The following is a 21,222-nucleotide window of genomic DNA, read 5'->3' as shown; positions in this document are numbered from 1 at the left end:
TGATATCCCCCACCCTTCCTGATCTTTAATCCTAATTTGCTTTAGCAATTGTGCCTGCTTATAAGGAACTCCTGCACCATGGATGAATACCAAATATATCAGCATCAATCGATTTTGCAAAGATAATTACATGTATATTTGACATTTATAATACTTTTTCACAACCTAGCTGCATTTTCTTTTATCTTTCGGTGAGGGTACTTCATTCAAGTTAAACCTAATCTGCGAATGGCGGGTTTTTAAATTAAAGGTTATGACAATAATCTTGCAAACCGTGTCAGGGAATATCTAAACGATATTTCAGGCACAGAGGTAGAGGAAAAAACGATGTTCGGAGGATTGGCGTTTATGGTCAATGGTAAAATGTGCATCAATGTATCTGATGACCGGTTGATGTGTCGTTTTGACCCCGACTTAACGCTTGAATTATCTGAAAAAACAGGCTTTTTGCCGATGATCATGAAAGGCAAGGAGTATAAGGGATATTGCTATGTTGACCCCATTGGGTTTCAAAACAAAAAGGATTTTGAGTTTTGGGTGAACCTATGTCTGGACTTTAATGACAAAGCCAAACCGTCCAGGAAAAGTAATAAAAATACAAAGAGAAGATGAGCCATTTTAGCGTGGTACTTTTGCAGCCCTTCCTTTTCCCCCGTCATTGATGACCAGCCGGTTAGGGAATTCAAAAGCGGATCGCCCATTTGCGTCGGCCCGGATTATTCTTTAATTTTGAAGGGAACAGATTTGTCAATGTACCAATAGTGAGGAGTGATGGAGTTTTTGGAAACAATCTTACAGGAGTTAAAAAATTTCTTTGGCTTTGGAAATTTAATGGAAATTATCGCCTCTGGTGATTATCGGCAGTTGTTGACCTACGAAGGATTTACTGCCCTGTTAAGGCCTTTGATCCCCGTTTTGTTAATACTTGAAATCATCCGGGCAGCTTTTTATAAGCGGTTTAAAGTAATAGATTATAAAATTTCCTTTTTTACCTATGTGCTTAATGCTTTTATAGGAAGGGTGATTTCCATTGCCATGGTGGGTTTGATCATAGGACTGTTTGAAAAGCACGCTTTATTTACCGTGGATTTTACCTGGTACTGGTTTATATATGGATATATCATCTGGGAGTTTGCCCATTTCTGGTACCATTTTTTGGCACACAAGGTCCGGATTTTATGGTGTCTGCATTCCACTCATCATGCTCCCGAAAGCATGAACCTTTCTGTAACCTATGCCCATTTTTTTCTTGAGGCACCTTATGCCGACCTGATCCGCACCACCATCTGCATTCTGCTGGGGGTACCGCCAACCATGCTGTTTGTCATCATGTTTATCGATGGCACCTATGGGGCCTTTATCCACATAGGCGAAAACCTGGTCAAAGATGCACGGTTTGGGTTTCTTAACCGCATCATCCTTACCCCTTCACACCACAGGGTGCACCATGCCAGGAACCCCTTGTATATGGACACCAATTTTTGTAATCTTTTACCCATTTGGGATAAGGCTTTCGGCACTTATCAGAATGAAGACCGGCAGATTCCCATTGAATATGGCATTACCCGAAAGATGAAGAAAAACAGCTTTCTTGATGCCTATTTTGGTGAACTGGTAGCTTTGGTCCGGGATATCAAAAACGCTCCTGGCCTTAAAAATAAAATCCTATATATCTTCATGCCACCGGGCTGGAGCCATACCGGGGACCATAAAACATCAGCTAAAGTACGTGCAGAATATTTCCGTTCCCTACAAAAGAACGAGTCAGATAAGGTAGCTAAAGAACCTGACTTGGATGTGCCGGCAGGTGCACCTATTAAAAACTGATACGGCTAATCTTTAACTCTTCTGGTATTATTTAACGACAGCAAATACAGGGACATTTTGTCATTCCTGCCCCACCGTCTCCTGCCAAAAGAGAGGCAGGAGATGATCATTGTACCGGCTTTCTTTATCACCCTTAATGAGCCACAAAGCATCCGTCTCGGTTCCCTAAACCTTTTTCGGGTCCGGATGTGTCCAGGGACCCCGGTATTCCCGCTGCAGCAGCTTGGTAGCTTCTGGGTCATCGACTACGATCATCTTCTGAGGATCATACACGAGGGGACGTTGGAGCTCCATGGATATGTTGGCTAAAATACAACTTGCCGTTGAAATGTGTCCTTCTTCAATATCAGCCACGGGCCTGCCCCCTTCTTCAATGGCTTTGAGGAAGTCAAGCATATGTAACCGGGTGGCCGGTGCGGCGTTCAACTCAATGTCCTTTTCCGTAAGATCTTCGGGGTATTTTTCCTTTTCATAAACCACATCACCATGGATTTTTTCCCCATCCCCATGAGGCGTAAAATCATATTGCATGGTGCTGCCTCTTAAAGTCCCCTTTTCCCCGTAAAGGACGAAAGCCCAGGGATATTCCGGATCCGCAGGCGTTCCCCAGGTTCTGTGCTGCCATACACAAGTAAGCTCATCATATTCAAAAGTGGCCGTCTGGGTATCTGCAATCGTTGACCTTCCTTCTTTTTGGACAAATATCCCTCCGGTAGCATGGATCCGCTTGGGCCAGCCCAGGTCCAGCATCCAGCGAACCGTGTCCAACATATGCACACACATATCTCCGGTTATGCCATTCCCATATTCCATCATGGTACGCCACCACCTTTTATGGGGCAGTCCGGTATAGGGCAACAAAGGGGCGGGCCCCGTCCACATATCGTAATCAAAAAACGCGGGAACGGGCTCCACGTCAGGATTGCCATTGGCCCTCATGTGGAAATAGCAGCACATGTCCACATGGGATATCTTCCCCAACATCCCCGAATCCACAAATTTCTTTTTGGCTTCAATCAGGTGGGGAGTACTTTTCCGCTGGGTGCCCACCTGCACCACCTTGTTGTATTTCCGGGCAGCAGCCACCATGGCTTCCCCTTCAAGTACATCAACACTGATGGGCTTTTGGACATACACATGCGCCCCGGCTTTTACCGCGTCAATCGCCTGAAGGGCGTGCCAGTGGTCAGGGCTTCCGATAAGCACGATATCCAGTTCATTTTCTGCTAAAAGCTCCCGGTAGTCATTGTACAGCTTAGGTGTTTTTCCCGATTGCTGGCGTTGGCTTACCAGTTCTGCGGCCTCCTTCAACATGTGCTGGTCCGGATCGCAGAGGGCGATAACCTCCACAGGTGCTACCTGGATGAGCCTGAATAAGTCACTTTTTCCATACCAGCCTGCACCGATCAACCCTACCCGGTAGGATTTGGCAGGCTGAAACAGGGGAAAGCCGCTGGCTCCGAAAGAAGTGAGTGCCAGTAATGCGGTAGAACCTTTTAAAAAATTGCGGCGGTTGATATTGGATGCGTCCATTTTATAAGGATTTCGGTTGTTGATTGATTAATAATAATAATCCTTTCAGCTTTTTCAGAAAAGACATTCCAATAATAAGGATTTTTTTAAGATTTTCGGGAATAGAATTTCAATAGATTCCCCGGATATGGAATTTTAAAATTTATCTGTGAATGATTTCCCCAAGGTTAAAAATTTCCGCTATCTAAATTACCTGTTTATCGGCTGTTACACACATACAAATAGCCTGAAATGGTAAAATTTTAGACTGAGCCGGATGTTTATAAAAATAAGGGTATCCGGGAACGGATAAGTACGGCAGCTTGGGTGTCAATGAAACCATTGGAGTGAGTCCTGGTATGGTCCGATCATTCACCCATGACCAATAATTATGCCCGAAAGAAACATCGAAAAAGCCAGGAAAAACACGATAACTTATCACTCTAGCAATAGAATATTATAACTTGAAAAAAACACCAACAAATGCCCGATCTGGGGGTTAGCCTTAACGCTACACGAAATCAAAAAAAGGACGTCACTACACTACTATAATAAATTGAAGATGGATGAAATAAATGGCTCATTAGATGTTGCGCAAAACTTATTAAAGGACCAGTTTCTAAACTGGGCAGAGATTCCTCTTAAACCTATTAACTCATCTGGGTCAGACAACTTTTTATATCGACTTGGCAAAGATTTGATAATAAGAATACCTCGCCATCAGGCAGCAGCACACCAATTAAAAAAAGAATGCTTCTGGTTAGAAAAGATACACAAGTACTCACCCATTGCTATACCTGAGCCAGTGTCAATAGGGCGGCCTAACGAATATTATCCTTTTTACTGGTCCATTTATAGATGGATAGAAGGAGAAACGTATTCTGTCGACAAGTTCAGTAACTCTGAAAAAGCTGTTGAGTCATTGGTTCAATTCATCTCCTACTTGCAAAGAATCGATATCAAAGGTGGACCAAAACCAAGCAAAGAAAATAACTTCCGGGGTGTACCATTAATGATCCGGGATTTAAAAACCCGGGAAGCGATCAATGCCCTACCCGACTTTTACAGCAAAACTTTGATGACAGAAATTTGGAATTTTGCTTTGACTGCTCCGGCTTGGAACAAAAGACCGGTATGGATTCACGGAGATTTGCATTGGGGTAACATACTTACAAAAGGCGATAAAATTGTTGGCGTGATCGACTTTGGTTGTTTGGGAGTAGGAGATCCTGCCAATGATATCATGTCTGCTTGGGTATTGTTTTCCCCGCTAGCGAGACAAAAATTCAGAGAAATGCTACAGATAGATAAAGGCACTTGGATAAGAGGAATGGGTTGGGCATTATCCTGGGCAGCGGTCGCTTTGCCTTATTATTTACCCAAACATCACATACTCGCAGATATTGCCGTTTTTACAATTGACAATGTTATTACTGATTATCAAAAGAATGTTTTTGCTTAGCACTACAACAAAATAAATGTATAATGAAGAACAACGACCTGCTCATTGGGTAGATGGGCCGCGGGTGTAAACTGACGGGTGCGCGTCTCACACCGCTTCGGAAAAATATCGGGATTAACTCGTGGTGGTATTAGCTTCCTTCAGAATATTCACCAGATAAACTTTGCAGTGGGAGGACCGTGAATAGCCCCGAAACCCCATGCTTACCGGAACCGTTAGCGGGAATGCCAACCAAATCTGAAGAATTCATCGGTGGAAGTGGAATGGAAAATGGCATTTTCCGACACTTTCGGGTTTTGAAAGGTCCTGGTGCCGACGCATGTTTCGTGAAATGCTGCGCTTCACACATACCTTGTCGGTATGGTGCGGAGCTCCCTTACCCGCAACCATGCACCAGTCCCCCGTGATTCAAAGGAATTTGCTACATTAGTGCTATATGCAGCAGAAATATCTGATGCAGCATTTCAGCACTTGAATCCAAGACTATGAGACCCGAACAGACAACCATGCAAAATTCTCCGAAAGATATTTCCCAACTTGTGGGCGACCTTTACCGCAAAGCGTCCCGCCCTGTGTTTGCCACGCTGATTCGTTTGCTCGGAGACTTTGACCTTGCAGAAGATGCCATGCATGATGCCTTCAAAGCCGCGCTTGAGCAATGGTCGGAAAAAGGCATTCCCTCCAATCCGCAGGCGTGGCTTGTTTCCACCGGCCGGTTCAAAGCCATCGACCGTATCCGGCGTCAATCAAAATTCGACCCGTTGCAGGTGCAGCAGGTCCGGCAAATGGAAGCTGATACGACCGATGCCTCCGGGCAGGTTGACAAAGAAATTGAAGACGATGTGCTCCGGCTGATCTTCACCTGCTGCCACCCCGCGCTGTCACTCGATGCCCGCACCGCCATGACCATGCGGGAGGTTTGTGATCTGACCACCGAAGAGATTGCCCGAGCGTTTCTTGTTACACCAACTACCATGGCCCAGCGGATCGTCCGCGCCAAGGCCAAAATCCGCAACGCTAAGATACCTTTCGAGGTTCCCCCTGAAGATGAATTGCCGGACCGGCTTGTGGCCGTACTCCAGGTGATCTACTTGGTATTCAACGAAGGTTACTACGCCTCATCCGGCGAATCGGTCACCCGCGTTGACCTTTCAAGCGAAGCTATCCGACTCGGCCGCCTGCTGCATGACTTGCTGCCCGACCCCGAAGTTACAGGATTGCTTGGTCTCATGCTGCTCCACGAATCCCGCCGGCCGGCCCGCACCACCCAGTCGGGGGACCTTATTCTTTTGGAAGACCAGGACCGCTCACTTTGGGACCACGATATGATCAGGGAGGGATTGTCGCTGGTAGAACAGGCATTTTCATCTAAACGGGGAGGAATATATACCCTGCAGGCCGGTATCACAGCCTTGCATGCCGAAGCAAAGAGTCCCGAGGCTACAGACTGGGCGCAGATTGCCGGACTGTATAGCCTGTTGCTGCGCATAAACCCCTCCCCGGTTATTGAATTAAACCGTGCTGTCGCTATGGCCATGCACAAGGGGCCTGAGGCGGGATTGCGGCAGATCGATGCGATTCTGGAGCGTGGGGAGTTAAACAACTATCATCTGGCCCACTCGGCACGGGCGGAACTGTGCCGGAAAACAGGCCGGACAAACGAAGCACGGGCATCCTGGGAGCGTGCCCTTGCCCTCGCACAACAAGACCCTGAACGGCGGTTTATTGAACGAAAACTTAGGGAGCTGGGAGCGTAATCCGCCAAAATATAAAAATTTTCAAATGGTTTGTCGATTCCGTCAGCTGCCATTCGACTATCTGGTGAACACCACAAATTATTCCCAATTAAATCATAATAGAACATGACTGAAAACAAAGAGTACATCGGGAAAGATAAGGGGGACGTGAAAAAGACAAAGGTACGGGTTGAAAGCTTTTCCATTTCCCTTGACGGCTATGGAGCGGGGCCGAACCAAAGCATCGACACACCACTGGGCATTGGAGGTGAGGAGCTACACAACTGGTTCCTTCCGACGCAAACATTCCGAAATATGCATCGCTCCTTCGATCCTCGTGCCGGACAAGGGCAGGTGGTTGGTACCACCGGGCTTGACGACGACTTCGCGCGGCGAGGTTTCGAAAACATCGGCGCCTGGATTTTGGGAAGGAACATGTTCGGACCGGTCCGGGGCCCCTGGCCGGACATGAATTGGAAAGGCTGGTGGGGGAAGAATCCCCCTTATCATGTTCCGGTTTACGTGCTTACCCATCACGCAAGGCCACCATTGGAGATGGAGGGTGGAACAACTTTCCACTTTGTTACTGAGGGCATCCATGATGCGCTTGACAAAGCCCGAAAAGCAGCCAATGGAAAGGACATCCGAATTGGAGGCGGAGTGGATACGGTACGGCAGTATCTTCGCGAAGGCCTGATCGACGAGTTGCACATCGCCATCGCGCCGGTCCTGCTTGGCGGAGGTGAACGGCTGTTCGAGGGCGTGGATCTTCGTGCCCTGGGATACGAATGCGTTCAGTTTGTGGCATCGGAGAAGGCAACCCACGTTGTCCTTCAACACAAACAGAGCAAAGGCGTCTGAGGATTTCAACACAGGCTTGGCTATGGTTTCCTTTCAAAAACTGCGTACAGGTAGAAATTCCGGGCTTTAATATCAATAACAATTAAAATAAACTATTATGAATAATACAGGCAAATCCATAACATCACATTCGATCAAGTTATGCATGGGCACTGTTCGCATCATCATAACAGCAGCATTATTTCTCAACTGTCATATTGGTTTCGGTCAAAACGAGTTCACGCCGGTGGGTGATTATGTTACGATTAACGGCATGAAAATGTATTACGAAGTATCCGGAGAAGGCGAGCCATTGATCGTACTGCATGGCGCTTATATGAACATCCCATCCATGGGTTCGATTATCCCCAAACTTGCGGAGACACACAAGGTCTATGCGGTTGAATTTCAGGGCCACGGACGAACCACCGACATTGACCGTCCTATCACTTATCAAAACCTCGCGGATGATGTGGCGGCCTTTATGAATGCCGTGGGCGTAGAGAAAGCGGATGTGTTCGGCTATTCAATGGGTTCTGCCGCTGGGTTGCAGCTTGCCATCCGTCACCAGGGGAAGGTCAACCGGTTGGTTGCCGCGTCTGTCGCATACGATTTTGAGGGCTGGCAGCCCGCATTTAAAGAGTTCGTTCCACAAATGACGGTGGACATGATACTTTCCATGGGATTTGAAGAGGAATATCGCAAGCTTGCTGCAAATCCTGAGGGCTTTCGCGCCTTGGTTGAGAAGCTGATCGCCCTTGAGAAGGAGCCGATGGCTTGGGGGGAAGATGTCAAAAAAATCAAAATACCCATACTGGTCATTGCCGGAGACGCGGATGTGGCCACGCTCGAACACACTGTTTCGTTGTTCCGGCTGCTCGGCGGCGGTATTATGGGCGACATGGGCGAGTCGCTGCCCGCTTCCCGTCTAGCGATCATGCCTGCTACGTCGCATACTGCTGTCATCACTCAACCCGATATGTTGCATTCCTTTATTGAACCATTTTTAAGAGGTGAGACACCAAAGGGAATGTTTGAGGAAACGGAATATTAACAGGACAAGGAGTTGAAACGCATGATGAAACTAATATATACTGCCATGGAGGCGAAAGATGTACCAATAAAAAAAATCAAACTTTTTCAGATTTACTGTCGATCTCGACCGGTGCCATTCGACTACTTAGCAAAAACACAGTAATATCAATTCCATTAAAACCGATACCATTATGAAATTTATGATGTTTATGATCCCGACAGTCTATCAACCCGGTACCTCCGCCGATGAGCAGGCAGGAGAAGGATTTGCTCCCCCTGCCGAAGCGGTCAAGGCTATGATGAAGTTCAACGAGGAACTGGCCAAAGCCGGTGCCCTTATTGCACTCGACGGTTTACACCCCCCGGCAAATGGTGCACGGGTATCATTCAAAGGAAAAACACCATTGGTTACCGACGGACCATTTGCAGAAACCAAAGAGGTCATCGGCGGCTACTGGATGATCGACGTGAACTCAAAGGAAGAGGCCATCGAATGGGCCAGGAAATGTCCCGCAGCTGAAGGTGACGTGATTGAGGTTCGCCAGGTATTTGAAGTAGAAGACTTCCCCGAAGACGTCCGGAAGGCGGCGGATAACACCACCGTAAAAGAAGCCATCGAACGTGGCAAAGCAAAAAAGTAAGTTAATAATTGATAAAAACAATGTGAGGTCCATTTACCCGGACCTCACCTAAATCATTGGATAATCGCTATGAAATACATTTGCCTTGGATATATCAACGAAAAGGAATGGGAATCTGCTACCGAAGAAGAGCAGCAGGCCATGATGGATGAGTGCTTCATCTATGATGACGAACTGAGAAAAAATGGTCATTTTGCAGGTGGTGAAGCCCTGCAGGGTTCCCAAAGCGCCACTACATTGAGATGGCGCAACGGCGGAGTCTCTATCACCGACGGCCCCTTTGCAGAGACGAAAGAACAAATAGGTGGCATCATGATACTGGAAGCCACCGATCTGAATCATGCCATCCGGCTGCTGTCAAACCATCCTTCACTGCGGCTTTTGCGGGACAGGGGTAGTTGGGAAATCCGACCGGCCGCCGACCTAACGGCGATGATTGAAGCGAGTGAGCAGCGAAGGAAGGGGTAGCCCACCTAGAGGCATGACTGTCAATATTTTCGTATTCATCCACTATGACTGTCGCATTTACACTGCGGCAGTCCGATCTTCATTGGCGACATGATCTGGTCGATGAGCTGTGGCTCAAAACGTTCCCGGTTACGCTCGGCACGGGCAAACGTTTGTTTGGTGGGTACCATTCCTTCTGCGTTTATGCTAACAGACAGTTTGGTTGCACCAAACGGCGTGATCTTCGCTAACTACAAGCGGGCTGGAGAAGTCAGGACTGGTACTATTGGCGCGTGAAATCGGGAAAAATAATTGTTTCATCGGAGACAAAGAACCACATGATAAGGAAAGAAAGATGTATCTTTTTAAACACCCCTATAACAGAGATGCAAAAAATAATGATCCAAATGATATTGAACGTTAGGAACTGACAGGCTGTCCAGGGTCTGGCGTCAAAAAGCAAAGGCAGCCTTTCATAAAAGCGGGTGTAGTACTCTTCCAAAAAATGGGTTAGCTGAATGAACACACCTGATAAGTACAACCATGGGTTTACATGGGAATAGTCTTTCTTGAAGCTGAACCAAATGATCAACGCCACCAATAGTCCAACATTCAGAATAACGACCGGTAGTCCCATGTACCAAAAATTAAATAGAACCAATAAAACACCTATTAGTTTATTCTTTGGCCGCATAGGTAATTTTGGTAAATCTGTTTACGATTTCAATAAAGATCACAGTAAAGATACTTTGATAAAATTCTGTCTGCTCGATTACGACATTACTTTTTAGACAGCATCATGAACTGAAATAAATTAAAACCCGGTTTACCGGACAACAATAATTTATAGCTATATTTAAGTAAAGATCAAATTGATTTTAATCTTAATATTGGGTTTACAGATTCCCTGGACGCAGGTAGTATTTTTGTCCGCAACAACACTGACAAAACACTAAAACGTTGTCAAAAAATGAAGAAACACCTCTGCTTCGCATTAGCATTTTTATTGCCAGCTTTTATAGAATCTTCGAGCGCCCAAAATATAAAGTTCAAGACCTATACCGTTGAAGATGGCTTGTCCAATAATTCTATCAACAAAATCATCAACGACCCCTCCGGAGGCATATGGATAGCTACCTGGGATGGCCTTAACTTTTTTGACGGACAGGTTTTCGATGTATACAAGCATGATCCGCAGGATAGCAGCAGTTTGGCAGGCAACTTCATTTACGACATGGTCCATGATGAAAACGGCAGACTTTGGATATGGTCCGGTATCAGGACCATAAGCCTTTACCTTGGTCAAAAGGAGTTTCGAAACTTTCACTTCGATGAAAATATCCAGGAAATGGGGTCAACTAATGAAAGGCAGGTTGTCGTAGCATCGTCCAACCAAATATTCCTGGCCCAGGGAGAAAGCTTCCGGGAATGTATTTCTTGCACAATGAGAGCAGGAAGTAATGCAAGTCTGGAAAAACTGCTGTTGACCCAATACCCAAAGCTCTCCATCAAAGACAGTTTTAGAGACCCTAAAGGCAACATCTGGTACGCCACGCTGACCAACGGCCTATATATCCTGCCGTACAGTGAGGAAAATATGCAGGCTTCGGTTTTTCACAATTATCAGGCAGACATTTCAGACCCTTACGCCCTTAAAAGCAGCGAAGTTTATTGTATCAATGAAGATGTGTTCGGAAATATCTGGCTGGGCCTGAAAGATGGCGGTATTAGCATGGCTTTTAAAAATTCCACCGAAATCGCAACCATAGCCTCCCACCCTGCCAGGTTTCCCGAACTCCCAAATGAAACCATCCGGGCGATTAACCAGGATAACGAAGGCAGGATATGGCTTGGTTTTTATAACTCGGGGGTTTATTACTCGGACCTGGCCACCGGTAGATTTGTACCCTTTGATCCGGATGTCCCCAATGAGAGCAACGATTGGAGAAGGATACGCAGCATATACAAAGATTCCGAAGGGAGCGTGTGGATCGGCACCTACGGAGGACTGATCAGGTCCAAAGATCTAAAGGATATCGCTTTCTTCAGCCACCCTTCCGAACCCTACCTGCAAAACAACAGACACTATGATTTAATAGAGGACCCCTCCCAAAACTGCCTTTGGATAGCCTGCTGGGGAGGGATATCAAAATTTGATCTGATCAAAAAGACCTTTGTCCCTTTTGAAGGCCAAGAGCAGCTCAGCCCTTACCATATCCGAAAGCTCGAATTGGTAAACGGCGTCTTATATGCCGCCACGGAAAACAATGGTATACTTATCTTGGAAAACGACTCGTTACGTTTCCTTAATTATGAAAAGGGACTGCCCGACAACAGTGTGTACAGTTTGTTTTACGACGGGACCACGGAAAATATCTGGGCAGGAACCCTGGGTGGCATCAGCATCTTCGACAAAAAAGGCTATATCATCAAAAACCTCAACGAGAAAGACGGGCTGCAAAGCCAATTGGTATACGGCCTGCTGCCGGGAGACAACTTTATATGGGCCAGTACCACCAAGGGCATCGCCGCAGTTGACAGGCTTGATTACAAAATAAACCTGCTTCCTGCTGAAGAAGGGTGGCAATCGGCGGAGTTTTCAGAGGGCGCTTATTTTCAAAACAGCAGGGGGACCATGTTTTTTGCCGGCGTGAAAGGGCTCAACTACTTTCATCCCAATAAAATCAACCTGACATATGATATCCCGAAGCTGCAAATCGAAAAACTATCGGATGAAAAAGCATCCGGCATCTCGGTGAAGGTCAGGGCGATTTCCTTTACCAGAAACCCTAACAATAAGATCGTCTACAAGCTGGAGCCGCTGGAAAAAGACTGGAAAACCCTCCCTGAAAGCCAATTTATCCAATTCGAAAACCTGAAACCCGGCAGTTATCACCTGATGGTAAAAAACAGCGAAGACCATTCGCCGGATGCCGCCGCAGGACTGACTTTTGAAGTTCCCCTGCCCTATTGGAAATCCCCTTTGTTTCTTGTTTTGGTATTCTCAGCTTTTTTTATAGCAATACTGTACTGGCGACACGTCAGCAATAAAACAAAAAGAGAAAAACTGGAAGCCCTTATCAAAGAAAGAACCCAGGTAATCGAGGAACAGAAAAAAGCCCTGCTTGCCATCAACAGTGACCTGGACAGAAAAAATAAAGAAATCAACATTCAAAAGTCCAAACTGCTTGCCCTCCACAACCAACAGAAAAGCCCGGACCTTGAAATGGAGAAATTCAAAGACTATATACTCAAGCAGTTCCGCTCTCCGCTTTTGGATATCAAATACTTTTTGGAAACAGGCGGTTACAGAAGTAACCGGGAAAAACAAAAAACGCTGTCCACACTTGATGCCATGATCAAGGATCTCAAGGATTGGGAAAAGATTTCCATACTTGACCACCTTAAAGACTCCCAAAAATCATTGACTGTCCTGCCTCAGTTGATTGAAAATCTCACCAAAGAGCTCGGACTACAATTAAAAAAGAAAGATATCTCCTTATTTTACGACTACCAACTGCCCGAAAACTGGGTGGAAATGGATGTATGGAGGTTAAAACTTTTTTTCCATTGTCTCTTTAGGGAAATCATCAAGTTCGCGGAAAACGGCTCCGAGTTGATCATACAAGCTTGGGCAGAGGACAAGCAGGTCCATATGGAAATGAACACCAACAGCGATATCCTCAGCGCCAACTTTTCACACATCATGGAGTACAGCCCATATATCAGAAGTGCCAGGAAAATACTGTTTGAATTGGGGGGAAGTATGTCCCTGGCAACTGAGCCCAAAATCCACCTCAACATCACCATCCCGTTCTCCGAAGTAAGCGAACCCAAAAGGCTACCCAATACCATCCATTGGAAACACCTGGATTTGAATGACAGGCTACACCCCAACAAATTCAACCTGCTGATTCTGGCAAGGGCATTTGAATCGGATGGTCTACTGAGAATGCTCAACGATGAATCTTACAATCTTATCGTTGAGGAAGAAGTGAAGATGGTGGCTTCCGCCATCAAACATACGGAAATAGATGTGCTGATTCTGTATAACCAACATATCACCCAACCTGTCATTGACCTCATCGAAACCATTAAGAGCCAAAATGAACATAAAATCGGGGTTCCCATCATCTATGTTTATGAACTCATAGACGATGTGTTTCAGGAAAAACTAATGGACCTGGGAGTCGAAACTTTCATTCAGCTTCCCGCCAGCAGTTCATTTATCCTCAAGAAAATCAATTCCCGGTTACAAATCCGCCGCATTTACCTGGAAGAAAAAAAGCTGCAAACTTTTATGGATGAGGACCACAAGGAAAACATCCATTTCAGTCCAAATGAAAAACTGGTCAAACAGGCCATGCTCATCATCAAAGAGGAGTACACCAATTCAAACTTCCGGGTGGAATCCTTGAGCAAATCGCTTGGCATATCCAAAATCAAATGCTACCGGGCATTTAAGGAAGTTATGGGAAACTCTCCTTCCGACATCATCATCAAACTCCGGTTGGAAAAAGCGGAAAAATTATTGGTCAAAAAGAAAATGAACATCTCAGAAGTGGGTTTTGAATGCGGTTTTAACGACCCTAAATATTTCAGTAAACTTTTCAAAAAGCACTATGGCATTTCCCCAAAAAGCTTTGCCTGAAACGGGCGTTTTGTGTTAAGCTAAACCCAAGAAAAAATTACCTTAATATTACTGAAATAAAAATACCCCAAATAGGTACGTGGAGGGTATTACTTGAAACTTTTGTAGGGTTATATGAAATATCCATCCACCTTTTCGGTTGTGGTTCCACCTAAATTTAAACAGTCAACCTTTCAATACAAATCATATGAAAAAACACCATTACTTAATCGTTGGGCTTTTCTGGCTTACGACCCAATTGGTCTATGCCCAGACAAGGACCATCACAGGCACAGTCACTTCGGAAGAAGATAATGATCCTATTCCTGGAGTTTCTGTTTTGATAAAGGGAACCGGAACCGGAACCGCTACGGACATCGATGGCCACTATAGGTTAAATGTGGATGCCGGTGACGTCGTCTTGGTATTCTCTTTTGTTGGATTGGAATCCAAAGAGATCGCCGTTGGGAATCACTCTGTCATCAACATCTCACTCAAGCCGGAATTCGGTCAACTGGGTGAAGTAGTTGTGATAGGTTATGGCACCGCCAAAAAAGGGGACCTGACCACTGCGATAGGCCAACTTGAAAATGTCCCAAGGACAGTGGACAGGCCGATTTCCAGTGCCCAGGAAATGCTCCAGGGACAGGTAGCGGGAGTTACAGTAGTCTCCAACAGCGGCGATCCGGGAGCCACTCCCAGAGTAATGATAAGGGGTGTGGGTACGTTCGCGGATGAATCCCCTTTATACGTAGTGGACGGGATGCCGTACTATGGAGGCCGTATCAATCCTAACGACATAGAAAGCATGGTCGTACTGAAAGACGCTGCGGCGGCTGCCATCTATGGCGCCCAGGCAGCTTCGGGCGTAATCGTGATCACCACGAAAAGTGGCAAATCGGGAGCTCCAAAGGTTTCTATGGATATATATAGAGGCTGGCAATCCGCTTACAAAACACCCGAAGCGCTGAACGCCGAAGAATATGCCGCGGCGTACACCCAGGCCGCCCAGCACGCCGGGGGAACCCCTAATCCCGCCCATGATCCCAGTCAAAACCCCTGGGGACAGGTCACTCGCACCAACTGGATGGATGAAATCTTCCAAACGGGCGCCATCACTAATTTGAATTTCCAAATCTCGGGAGGCAGCGACAAGGGAAGATACAGCACTTCGTTTGGTTACCACAACAAAGAAGGCTTATTGCTCAACACCCATTATGAATTGTTTTCGGGGAGATTTAAAGGGGAATACGACATCACCGACAAATTCAGGGTCGGCCAAAACATTTACCTTAACCATTCCACTTCAAGGGGTATCGATACAGGCAGCAGCTACAGTGGGGCTATCATCAATGCCATTTACATGAACCCGGCCGCTCCCGTATATGACGGAGACGGGAATTTTCACGGGACCGTGCCTTTTGAGCTTTCCCAATTTGCCGGAGCTTACGGTGATACCTATAACCCTGTGGCGTTATTGCTCAGGCCGACAAGAAGACATCCACGTTCCAATGTAAATGCTATTTCCTATGCGGAATATGACATTTTGGAAAACCTTACTTTCAGGTCCAGTTTCTCCATGGATATGTGGACCTGGTCGGACAAAACCTTCACGCCCAAAGCACCCGAAATCGGCAGGCCCAGCAACATGAATTTTCTGGATGAGTCCTTTGCATCCAGCAGCAGGTGGATATGGGACCAGCAGCTGAATTACAACAAGCTTATCGGTAAACACAATTTAGGGTTAACCGCGGTTTACACCGCCCAATTCAGAAAAGAGGAAGGCTCTGACTACAGAGTTCAGGATTTTGACAGAGAAGATGATTGGTTTCAATATCCCGGAAACGCCGGCGCCATTCTCAATGTACCGGGTAGCTATGCATTCGAAGATGCACTTACTTCCGCTATCGGAAGAATGACATATGACTATGACGACCGGTATTTCTTTATGGGAAGCATCAGAAGGGACCAAACTTCCAGGTTAGGGCCGGAAACCAAGACTGACTATTTCCCGGCCGTATCCGGAGCCTGGAAAATATCTTCCGAAAGCTTCTTCAACTCCGATGCCATCCAATTGCTGAAATTGAGGGGTTCCTGGGGACAGATAGGCAATATCAGTTCAGTGGGTTACTACGCCTTCAATGTGCCCCTCGCCGCGGGAAACGATGTCATCCTGGGTGAACCTGGTACCAGAAACAGGCATGTTTCCCTCAACGAGCTCTCTAACCCTAACCTAAGATGGGAGCGATCGGAAACTTATAATGTGGGACTGGATGTATCCATGCTATCCAATAGGCTTACGCTTACTGCGGAGTACTTTGAAAAATATACCAGGGGTCTGATACAAAGGAATTTTCCCAACCCCCATACCGGTGTGCCTACCGGTCCTCTTTCCAATGTGGGCACCGTATTGAACAAAGGGCTGGAATTGACCCTGGGGTATCAAGGTCAAGTAAAAGGATTGTCTTATAGTATCAATGGTAACCTGGCAACCCTGAACAACGAATTACTGGATTTGGATGAGTTTACCGGAGATTTTATTCAACATACCACGCACCTCAGAGGTACTATCCTGCCTTTCAGAAGCACACCGGGCCAACCCCTATATTCTTATCATTTGATCCCCACAGAAGGTATATTCCAAAACCAGGGACAAATCGATGCCTATGTCAATACCCAGGGTGAAAAAATACAACCTAACGCCCGTCCGGGTGACTTGATCTTCCGGGACGTAAACGGAGATGGCAGGATCTCGGACGAAGACCGGGTATACATGGGCAATGCCATGCCAGACTTTACCTACGGAATTAACATCAGCCTGGAATACAAGAACTTCGACTTAACGGTATTTGGCCAGGGTGTTGGCGGTGTCATGCTGTTCAATGGATACAAGCACACCACTTATAACGCCGGCCTTCAAGGCTACAACCTGGACAGAAGGGTCCTGGAAGCCTGGACGCCTGAAAATCCCGGCGCCACCATACCTGTACTTTCCACCCAGGATCCTAATGGCAACTTTGGCCAGCCGTCTGACTGGTACCTTGAAAAAGGCGACTACTTCCGCATCAGAAACCTCTCGGTAGGCTACACCCTACCCGACTATATGGCTGACAGAATCAGAAACGGTATGGGCTTAAGGGTCTATCTCTCCGCTGAAAACCTGGCCACATTTACCCAATATTCAGGCATAGACCCTGAAGTAGGATCAGGAGCGGTGATAGACAATGGCACCTTCCCTATTCCAAGAACTTTCACAGTTGGTCTTAATCTTAATTTCTAATCAACGATGAAAATCATGAAAAGAATATCAATATATCACTTGCTGTTACTGACTTTCCTGTCAGCCTGTAGCGACACATTTACCGAACTTACGCCCCTGGGCAATGTCACAACCGGCAACTTCTGGTCCACCAGCGAAGATGCTATAACCGCCGCCAATGGGCTTTACCAGCATTGGGATGATGATAATTTATTTGGACGGGGTTTCATGTACCTGATTGCAGCGTCCGATGATATCATGCAGGGAAGAACGGATGCCGCAGCAGCGGCCATTCGTAACTTCACCGCCAATGGACAGGAAGGCAGGATGAACCAAATCTATCCAAGGTTGTACACCGTGATTCAACGTGCGAACAACATTATCGCAGCCGTGCCGGACATGGACATTCCGCAAGACATAAAAAACCGTGTGCTGGGTGAAGCCTATTTTATGCGGGCGCATTCTTATTTTTGGTTAGCGCCAAGGTTTGGCGACCATAGAGCAGGAATTCCCATCGTCACGGAAGAAAACATGGGAGAAACTTTCTTTGAGCGACCTGCCAGTGTTGTGGAAAATTACAGGATGATTGAATCCGACCTTAAAACGGCAGCTGAATTGCTCCCTTATTTTACTTCTTATTCCGCCGCTGACCTCGGCCGGGCGCACAAGGACGCCGCCAACGCTTTCCTTGCCAAAACCTACCTGTATTGGGCAAGATGGGATGAAAGCAAGTGGGCAGATGTGGTTACCCATTGTGATTTGGTGATCAATTCTCCTACCGGCAGGGCTTTGATCAATACAGGAAATCCCGAAGAAGACTTCGCCAGTGTGTTTTATGTAGACAACAATTTCAGCTCTGAATATGTGTTTTCCTCGGTATCCAGCAACGAGCGTGGCCAAATTTTGCCAGGTGTCATGCTGGAAAATACGGGCTGGGGTCTATATAACGGCTGGGGGACCTTCTCTCCTACGCTGGAGCTATACAATGCCTTTGAGCCCGGTGACCACCGCAAAAAAGCTACTTTGTTGGAATTTGGCGACGAGTTTGAATTCCTTGGAAACACAAGAAGGTACTACTCGGGAAACTCCTGGACAGGTATTCAGGTAAAAAAATACATGCACCCTTTCCGGTTTCCAGAAGAGGTACACCTAAATCCCAACGGCAATTATCCCACCACCAACCTGAATATCCCCTTGATTCGCTTTGCTGAGATTCTATTGATGAAATCGGAGGCCCTGATCATGCAGGGACAGAACGGAGATGCCCCCTTGAATCAAGTAAGGGAAAGGGCCGGATTAGGTTCCAAAACCAACGCTACCCTTGATGATCTGAAGCACGAACGAAGGGTGGAGCTTGCTGCTGAATATGCGGACCGGCACCTGGATCTGATCCGTTGGGGAGACGCACAAGAAGCCTATTCAAAGCCGTCGACCGGGAGGAATCATTCCAATAAGACTGATCCTAATTCACCCTATGAGGTCTATGAGGTTTGGCCTGGGAGGTCTTTTAATCCGGAAATCCACCATGTTTGGCCCATTCCACCCAATGTGTTGGCCACCTCCGGTATCAACCAAAATCAGGGCTGGTAACAATCGGCTTGGTTTTGGATTACAAAATCTCATATTTGAACTATGAAAACCAGCGTTTGGCAAAATTAACCAAACGCTGGTTTTTCCTTCATAAAGAAACTTAGAAGCAAGGAGTATAAACATGTTGCGATCTCAAATTACTTGCCGGGCTGGCGCCTATGTTATTATTTGTCTATTGCTTTTTGTCTGCACGGCAAATATCCATGCACAAAACTTCAAAATCCACAGCCACAACGACTACCTCAGAAATGTCCCCTTCTGGGAAGCCTATGCCAATGGCGCCGCGTCCATAGAAGCTGACCTGATCCTCGAAGACGGCGACTTGTATGTAGCCCACGAAAAGGCCTCCATCCGGCCTGAAAGAACTTTCGAAAACTTGTATTTGGCCCCTATACGAACCGCCAAAGCCCAAAAAATAGGCCGGCTGCAGCCATTGATACTGCTGATTGACCTCAAAACAGAGGCCTATTCCACCCTCCAAAAATTAATGGAAGTCCTGGAACCCTATCAGGACCTTTGGCAACCCGAAGAAGAAGGCACGAGTCCATTACTCCAACTCGTCATCTCCGGCAACCGGCCGGATAAAAAAGATTATCGAAACTATCCGGACCATATTTTTTTTGATTACCAAAGTGTCACCGACACCCTGGATTTACCCTTGGATAAAATCGCCATGGTCAGTCTTAATTTCAGGCATTTTTCCCAATGGAACGGCAAGGGAAGGCTGGTGGACGAGGACAGGGAAAACCTGCTGGGAGTCATTCGCGTGGCCCACTGCCTGGACAAACCTATCCGCTTTTGGGCCACGCCGGACAGCAAGACCGCGTGGAAAGCCCTGAAAGAATTGGGGGTGGACTATATCAACACCGATGACCCATATGGTGCCACCCAATACCTGTCTACCTTGGAAAACAGGTTATACATCAGCCCAAATACCCGTGAAGTGTATCGGCCTCTTTTTGAAAAAGATGGTATCCAGGCCCCCGTCAAGAATGTCATCCTGATGATAGGTGACGGCAATGGACTGGCCCAGATAGCAGCCGCCATGTATGCCAACCACAACCAACTCAGTCTCACCCAGCTTAAAAATATGGGCTTGATCAAAACGCAGGCTTTGGATGACTTCACCACAGATTCGGCAGCGGCCGGAACAGCCCTGGCCACTGGAAGAAAAGTAAAAAACAGAAGCGTGGGGGCTTTGCCGGATGGCAGCCCAGCCCAAAACCTTCCGGAATACCTGCAGCAATACCATTACCTCACAGGCATCGTCACCACGGACAATGTGACCGGCGCAACACCCGGCGCCTTTTACGCCCACCAAACGGAGCGGGACATGATCAAAGAAATTGCTGCGGATTTGCCGAAAAGCTCTTTGAATTTGTTCGTCGGAGGAGGAAAAAATGATTTTATCCGTTACGGAAATGATGAGATCCTTGCATTGAAAGAAGCAGGCTTTACCCTGGCGCCCTCATTGGAAGCCCTCAAAAGCGCAACATCAGGCAGGGTAGGGTATTTCGCCTCCAACCATTCTTTGCCCAAAGTGGAAAAAGGAAGAAACGGATTTCTCAAAGAAGCCACCAAAGCCGCCCTGGGATATTTTTCAGATAAAAACAGCCCTTTCTTCCTGATGGTGGAAGGAGCATATATCGATTCAGGCGGGCACCAAAACCAGGTATCAACAGTAATAGAAGAGGGAATGGACTTTGACGAAGCCATTGAAGAAGCATTGAAATTTGCTGACAAAGACGGGCAGACCTTGGTCATTATCACCGCTGACCATGAAACAGGGGGCGCCACCCTACCGCAGGGAGGTTTGGAAAAAGGCCAGGTGGAATTGGAGTTTTCCACCGAGGACCATACGGCAATCATGGTCCCCATATTCGCCTATGGGCCTCATGCCGATGCTTTTAGAGGTGTTTACGAAAACACCGAAGTATTTGAAAAAATAGTGGAAATCATCGAAGAGTACGTTCATAGATAAACATACTTGCGGTCACAAAAAACAGGTTGGGTTATTTACCCAACCTGTCCCAAAGGATATGTCCTGTTTAAAGAAACGTTCATTGATCCGGTTTCCAATTTGATTCCATTAGATCAGGTGAGCAGGTGAAGTTTTAAAATCTACAAAAGTGAAACTGGGAAAGCTGACCATGATAACCCAAGTATAAAATTAATGGCCGTTCGAATTGACGAAGTATGTATCAAATCATTTCCTGATAATGACGTTTGGAAGCATTCTTTAA

Annotated in this window: 14 protein-coding genes; 12 read left to right on the top strand and 2 right to left on the bottom strand. The window is 46.6% G+C overall.

What is annotated here, in order from left to right:
- Positions 1–243: 243 nt before the first annotated feature.
- Both ACFPFU_RS13035 and ACFPFU_RS13030 read left to right on the top strand, forming a co-directional pair.
- A complete protein-coding gene (locus tag ACFPFU_RS13035) occupies positions 244–612 on the top strand; it encodes a TfoX/Sxy family protein (protein WP_377065211.1) in 369 nt (122 codons plus the stop codon).
- A 159-nt stretch (positions 613–771) separates the two neighbouring features.
- Positions 772–1,827, top strand: coding sequence for a sterol desaturase family protein (locus ACFPFU_RS13030; protein WP_377065165.1), 1,056 nt, complete (start codon positions 772–774; stop codon positions 1,825–1,827).
- Between the two features lie 165 nt (positions 1,828–1,992).
- On the opposite strand, the gene ACFPFU_RS13025 is transcribed toward ACFPFU_RS13030, so the two are convergent.
- Positions 1,993–3,360, bottom strand: coding sequence for a Gfo/Idh/MocA family oxidoreductase (locus ACFPFU_RS13025; RefSeq protein ID WP_377065163.1), 1,368 nt, complete (start codon positions 3,358–3,360; stop codon positions 1,993–1,995).
- Positions 3,361–3,901: 541 nt separating this feature from the next.
- Here ACFPFU_RS13025 and ACFPFU_RS13020 point away from each other — a divergent pair.
- The 6 genes from ACFPFU_RS13020 (at position 3,902) to ACFPFU_RS12995 (ending at position 9,521) form a co-directional block, all read left to right on the top strand.
- Positions 3,902–4,801 carry an aminoglycoside phosphotransferase family protein gene (locus ACFPFU_RS13020; protein ID WP_377065161.1) on the top strand — a complete coding sequence of 300 codons (900 nt, stop codon included), beginning with the start codon at positions 3,902–3,904 and terminating at the stop codon, positions 4,799–4,801.
- A gap of 506 nt (positions 4,802–5,307) precedes the next feature.
- A complete protein-coding gene (locus ACFPFU_RS13015; protein WP_377065159.1) occupies positions 5,308–6,558 on the top strand; it encodes an RNA polymerase sigma factor in 1,251 nt (416 codons plus the stop codon).
- Between the two features lie 105 nt (positions 6,559–6,663).
- Entirely contained in the window at positions 6,664–7,398 is a 735-nt protein-coding gene (locus ACFPFU_RS13010; RefSeq protein ID WP_377065157.1) for a dihydrofolate reductase family protein, read from the top strand.
- A 97-nt stretch (positions 7,399–7,495) separates the two neighbouring features.
- Positions 7,496–8,431, top strand: a complete 936-nt coding sequence (locus ACFPFU_RS13005) for an alpha/beta fold hydrolase (RefSeq protein WP_377065155.1) — start codon at positions 7,496–7,498, stop codon at positions 8,429–8,431.
- Between the two features lie 190 nt (positions 8,432–8,621).
- The gene (locus tag ACFPFU_RS13000; RefSeq protein WP_377065153.1) at positions 8,622–9,053 is read left to right on the top strand and encodes a YciI family protein; all 432 of its coding nucleotides are present in this window, start codon (positions 8,622–8,624) and stop codon (positions 9,051–9,053) included.
- Between the two features lie 69 nt (positions 9,054–9,122).
- Positions 9,123–9,521, top strand: a complete 399-nt coding sequence (locus tag ACFPFU_RS12995; RefSeq protein ID WP_377065151.1) for a YciI family protein — start codon at positions 9,123–9,125, stop codon at positions 9,519–9,521.
- Between the two features lie 262 nt (positions 9,522–9,783).
- Here the strand turns inward: ACFPFU_RS12995 and ACFPFU_RS12990 are convergent, their stop codons facing one another.
- Positions 9,784–10,137, bottom strand: a complete 354-nt coding sequence (locus ACFPFU_RS12990; protein WP_377065149.1) for a hypothetical protein — start codon at positions 10,135–10,137, stop codon at positions 9,784–9,786.
- A gap of 333 nt (positions 10,138–10,470) precedes the next feature.
- On the opposite strand from ACFPFU_RS12990, the gene ACFPFU_RS12985 reads away from it, so the two are divergent.
- The 4 genes from ACFPFU_RS12985 to ACFPFU_RS12970 all read left to right on the top strand — a co-directional run bounded on the left by ACFPFU_RS12985 (position 10,471) and on the right by ACFPFU_RS12970 (position 20,960).
- On the top strand, positions 10,471–14,151 hold the full coding sequence (locus tag ACFPFU_RS12985) for an AraC family transcriptional regulator (RefSeq protein WP_377065147.1): 3,681 nt from the start codon (positions 10,471–10,473) through the stop codon (positions 14,149–14,151).
- Between the two features lie 187 nt (positions 14,152–14,338).
- Positions 14,339–17,410 (top strand): SusC/RagA family TonB-linked outer membrane protein, encoded by a 3,072-nt coding sequence (locus ACFPFU_RS12980; RefSeq protein WP_377065145.1) that lies wholly within the window; start codon positions 14,339–14,341, stop codon positions 17,408–17,410.
- 15 nt (positions 17,411–17,425) lie between these two features.
- Positions 17,426–18,979 (top strand): RagB/SusD family nutrient uptake outer membrane protein, encoded by a 1,554-nt coding sequence (locus ACFPFU_RS12975; protein WP_377065143.1) that lies wholly within the window; start codon positions 17,426–17,428, stop codon positions 18,977–18,979.
- Positions 18,980–19,100: 121 nt separating this feature from the next.
- On the top strand, positions 19,101–20,960 hold the full coding sequence (locus ACFPFU_RS12970) for an alkaline phosphatase (RefSeq protein WP_377065141.1): 1,860 nt from the start codon (positions 19,101–19,103) through the stop codon (positions 20,958–20,960).
- The last annotated feature ends 262 nt before the right edge of the window (positions 20,961–21,222 follow it).

This window comes from Negadavirga shengliensis, from assembly GCF_042652345.1.
GTDB lineage: Bacteria > Bacteroidota > Bacteroidia > Cytophagales > Cyclobacteriaceae > Negadavirga > Negadavirga shengliensis.
This window is presented reverse-complemented; position numbering and strand designations above follow the sequence as displayed.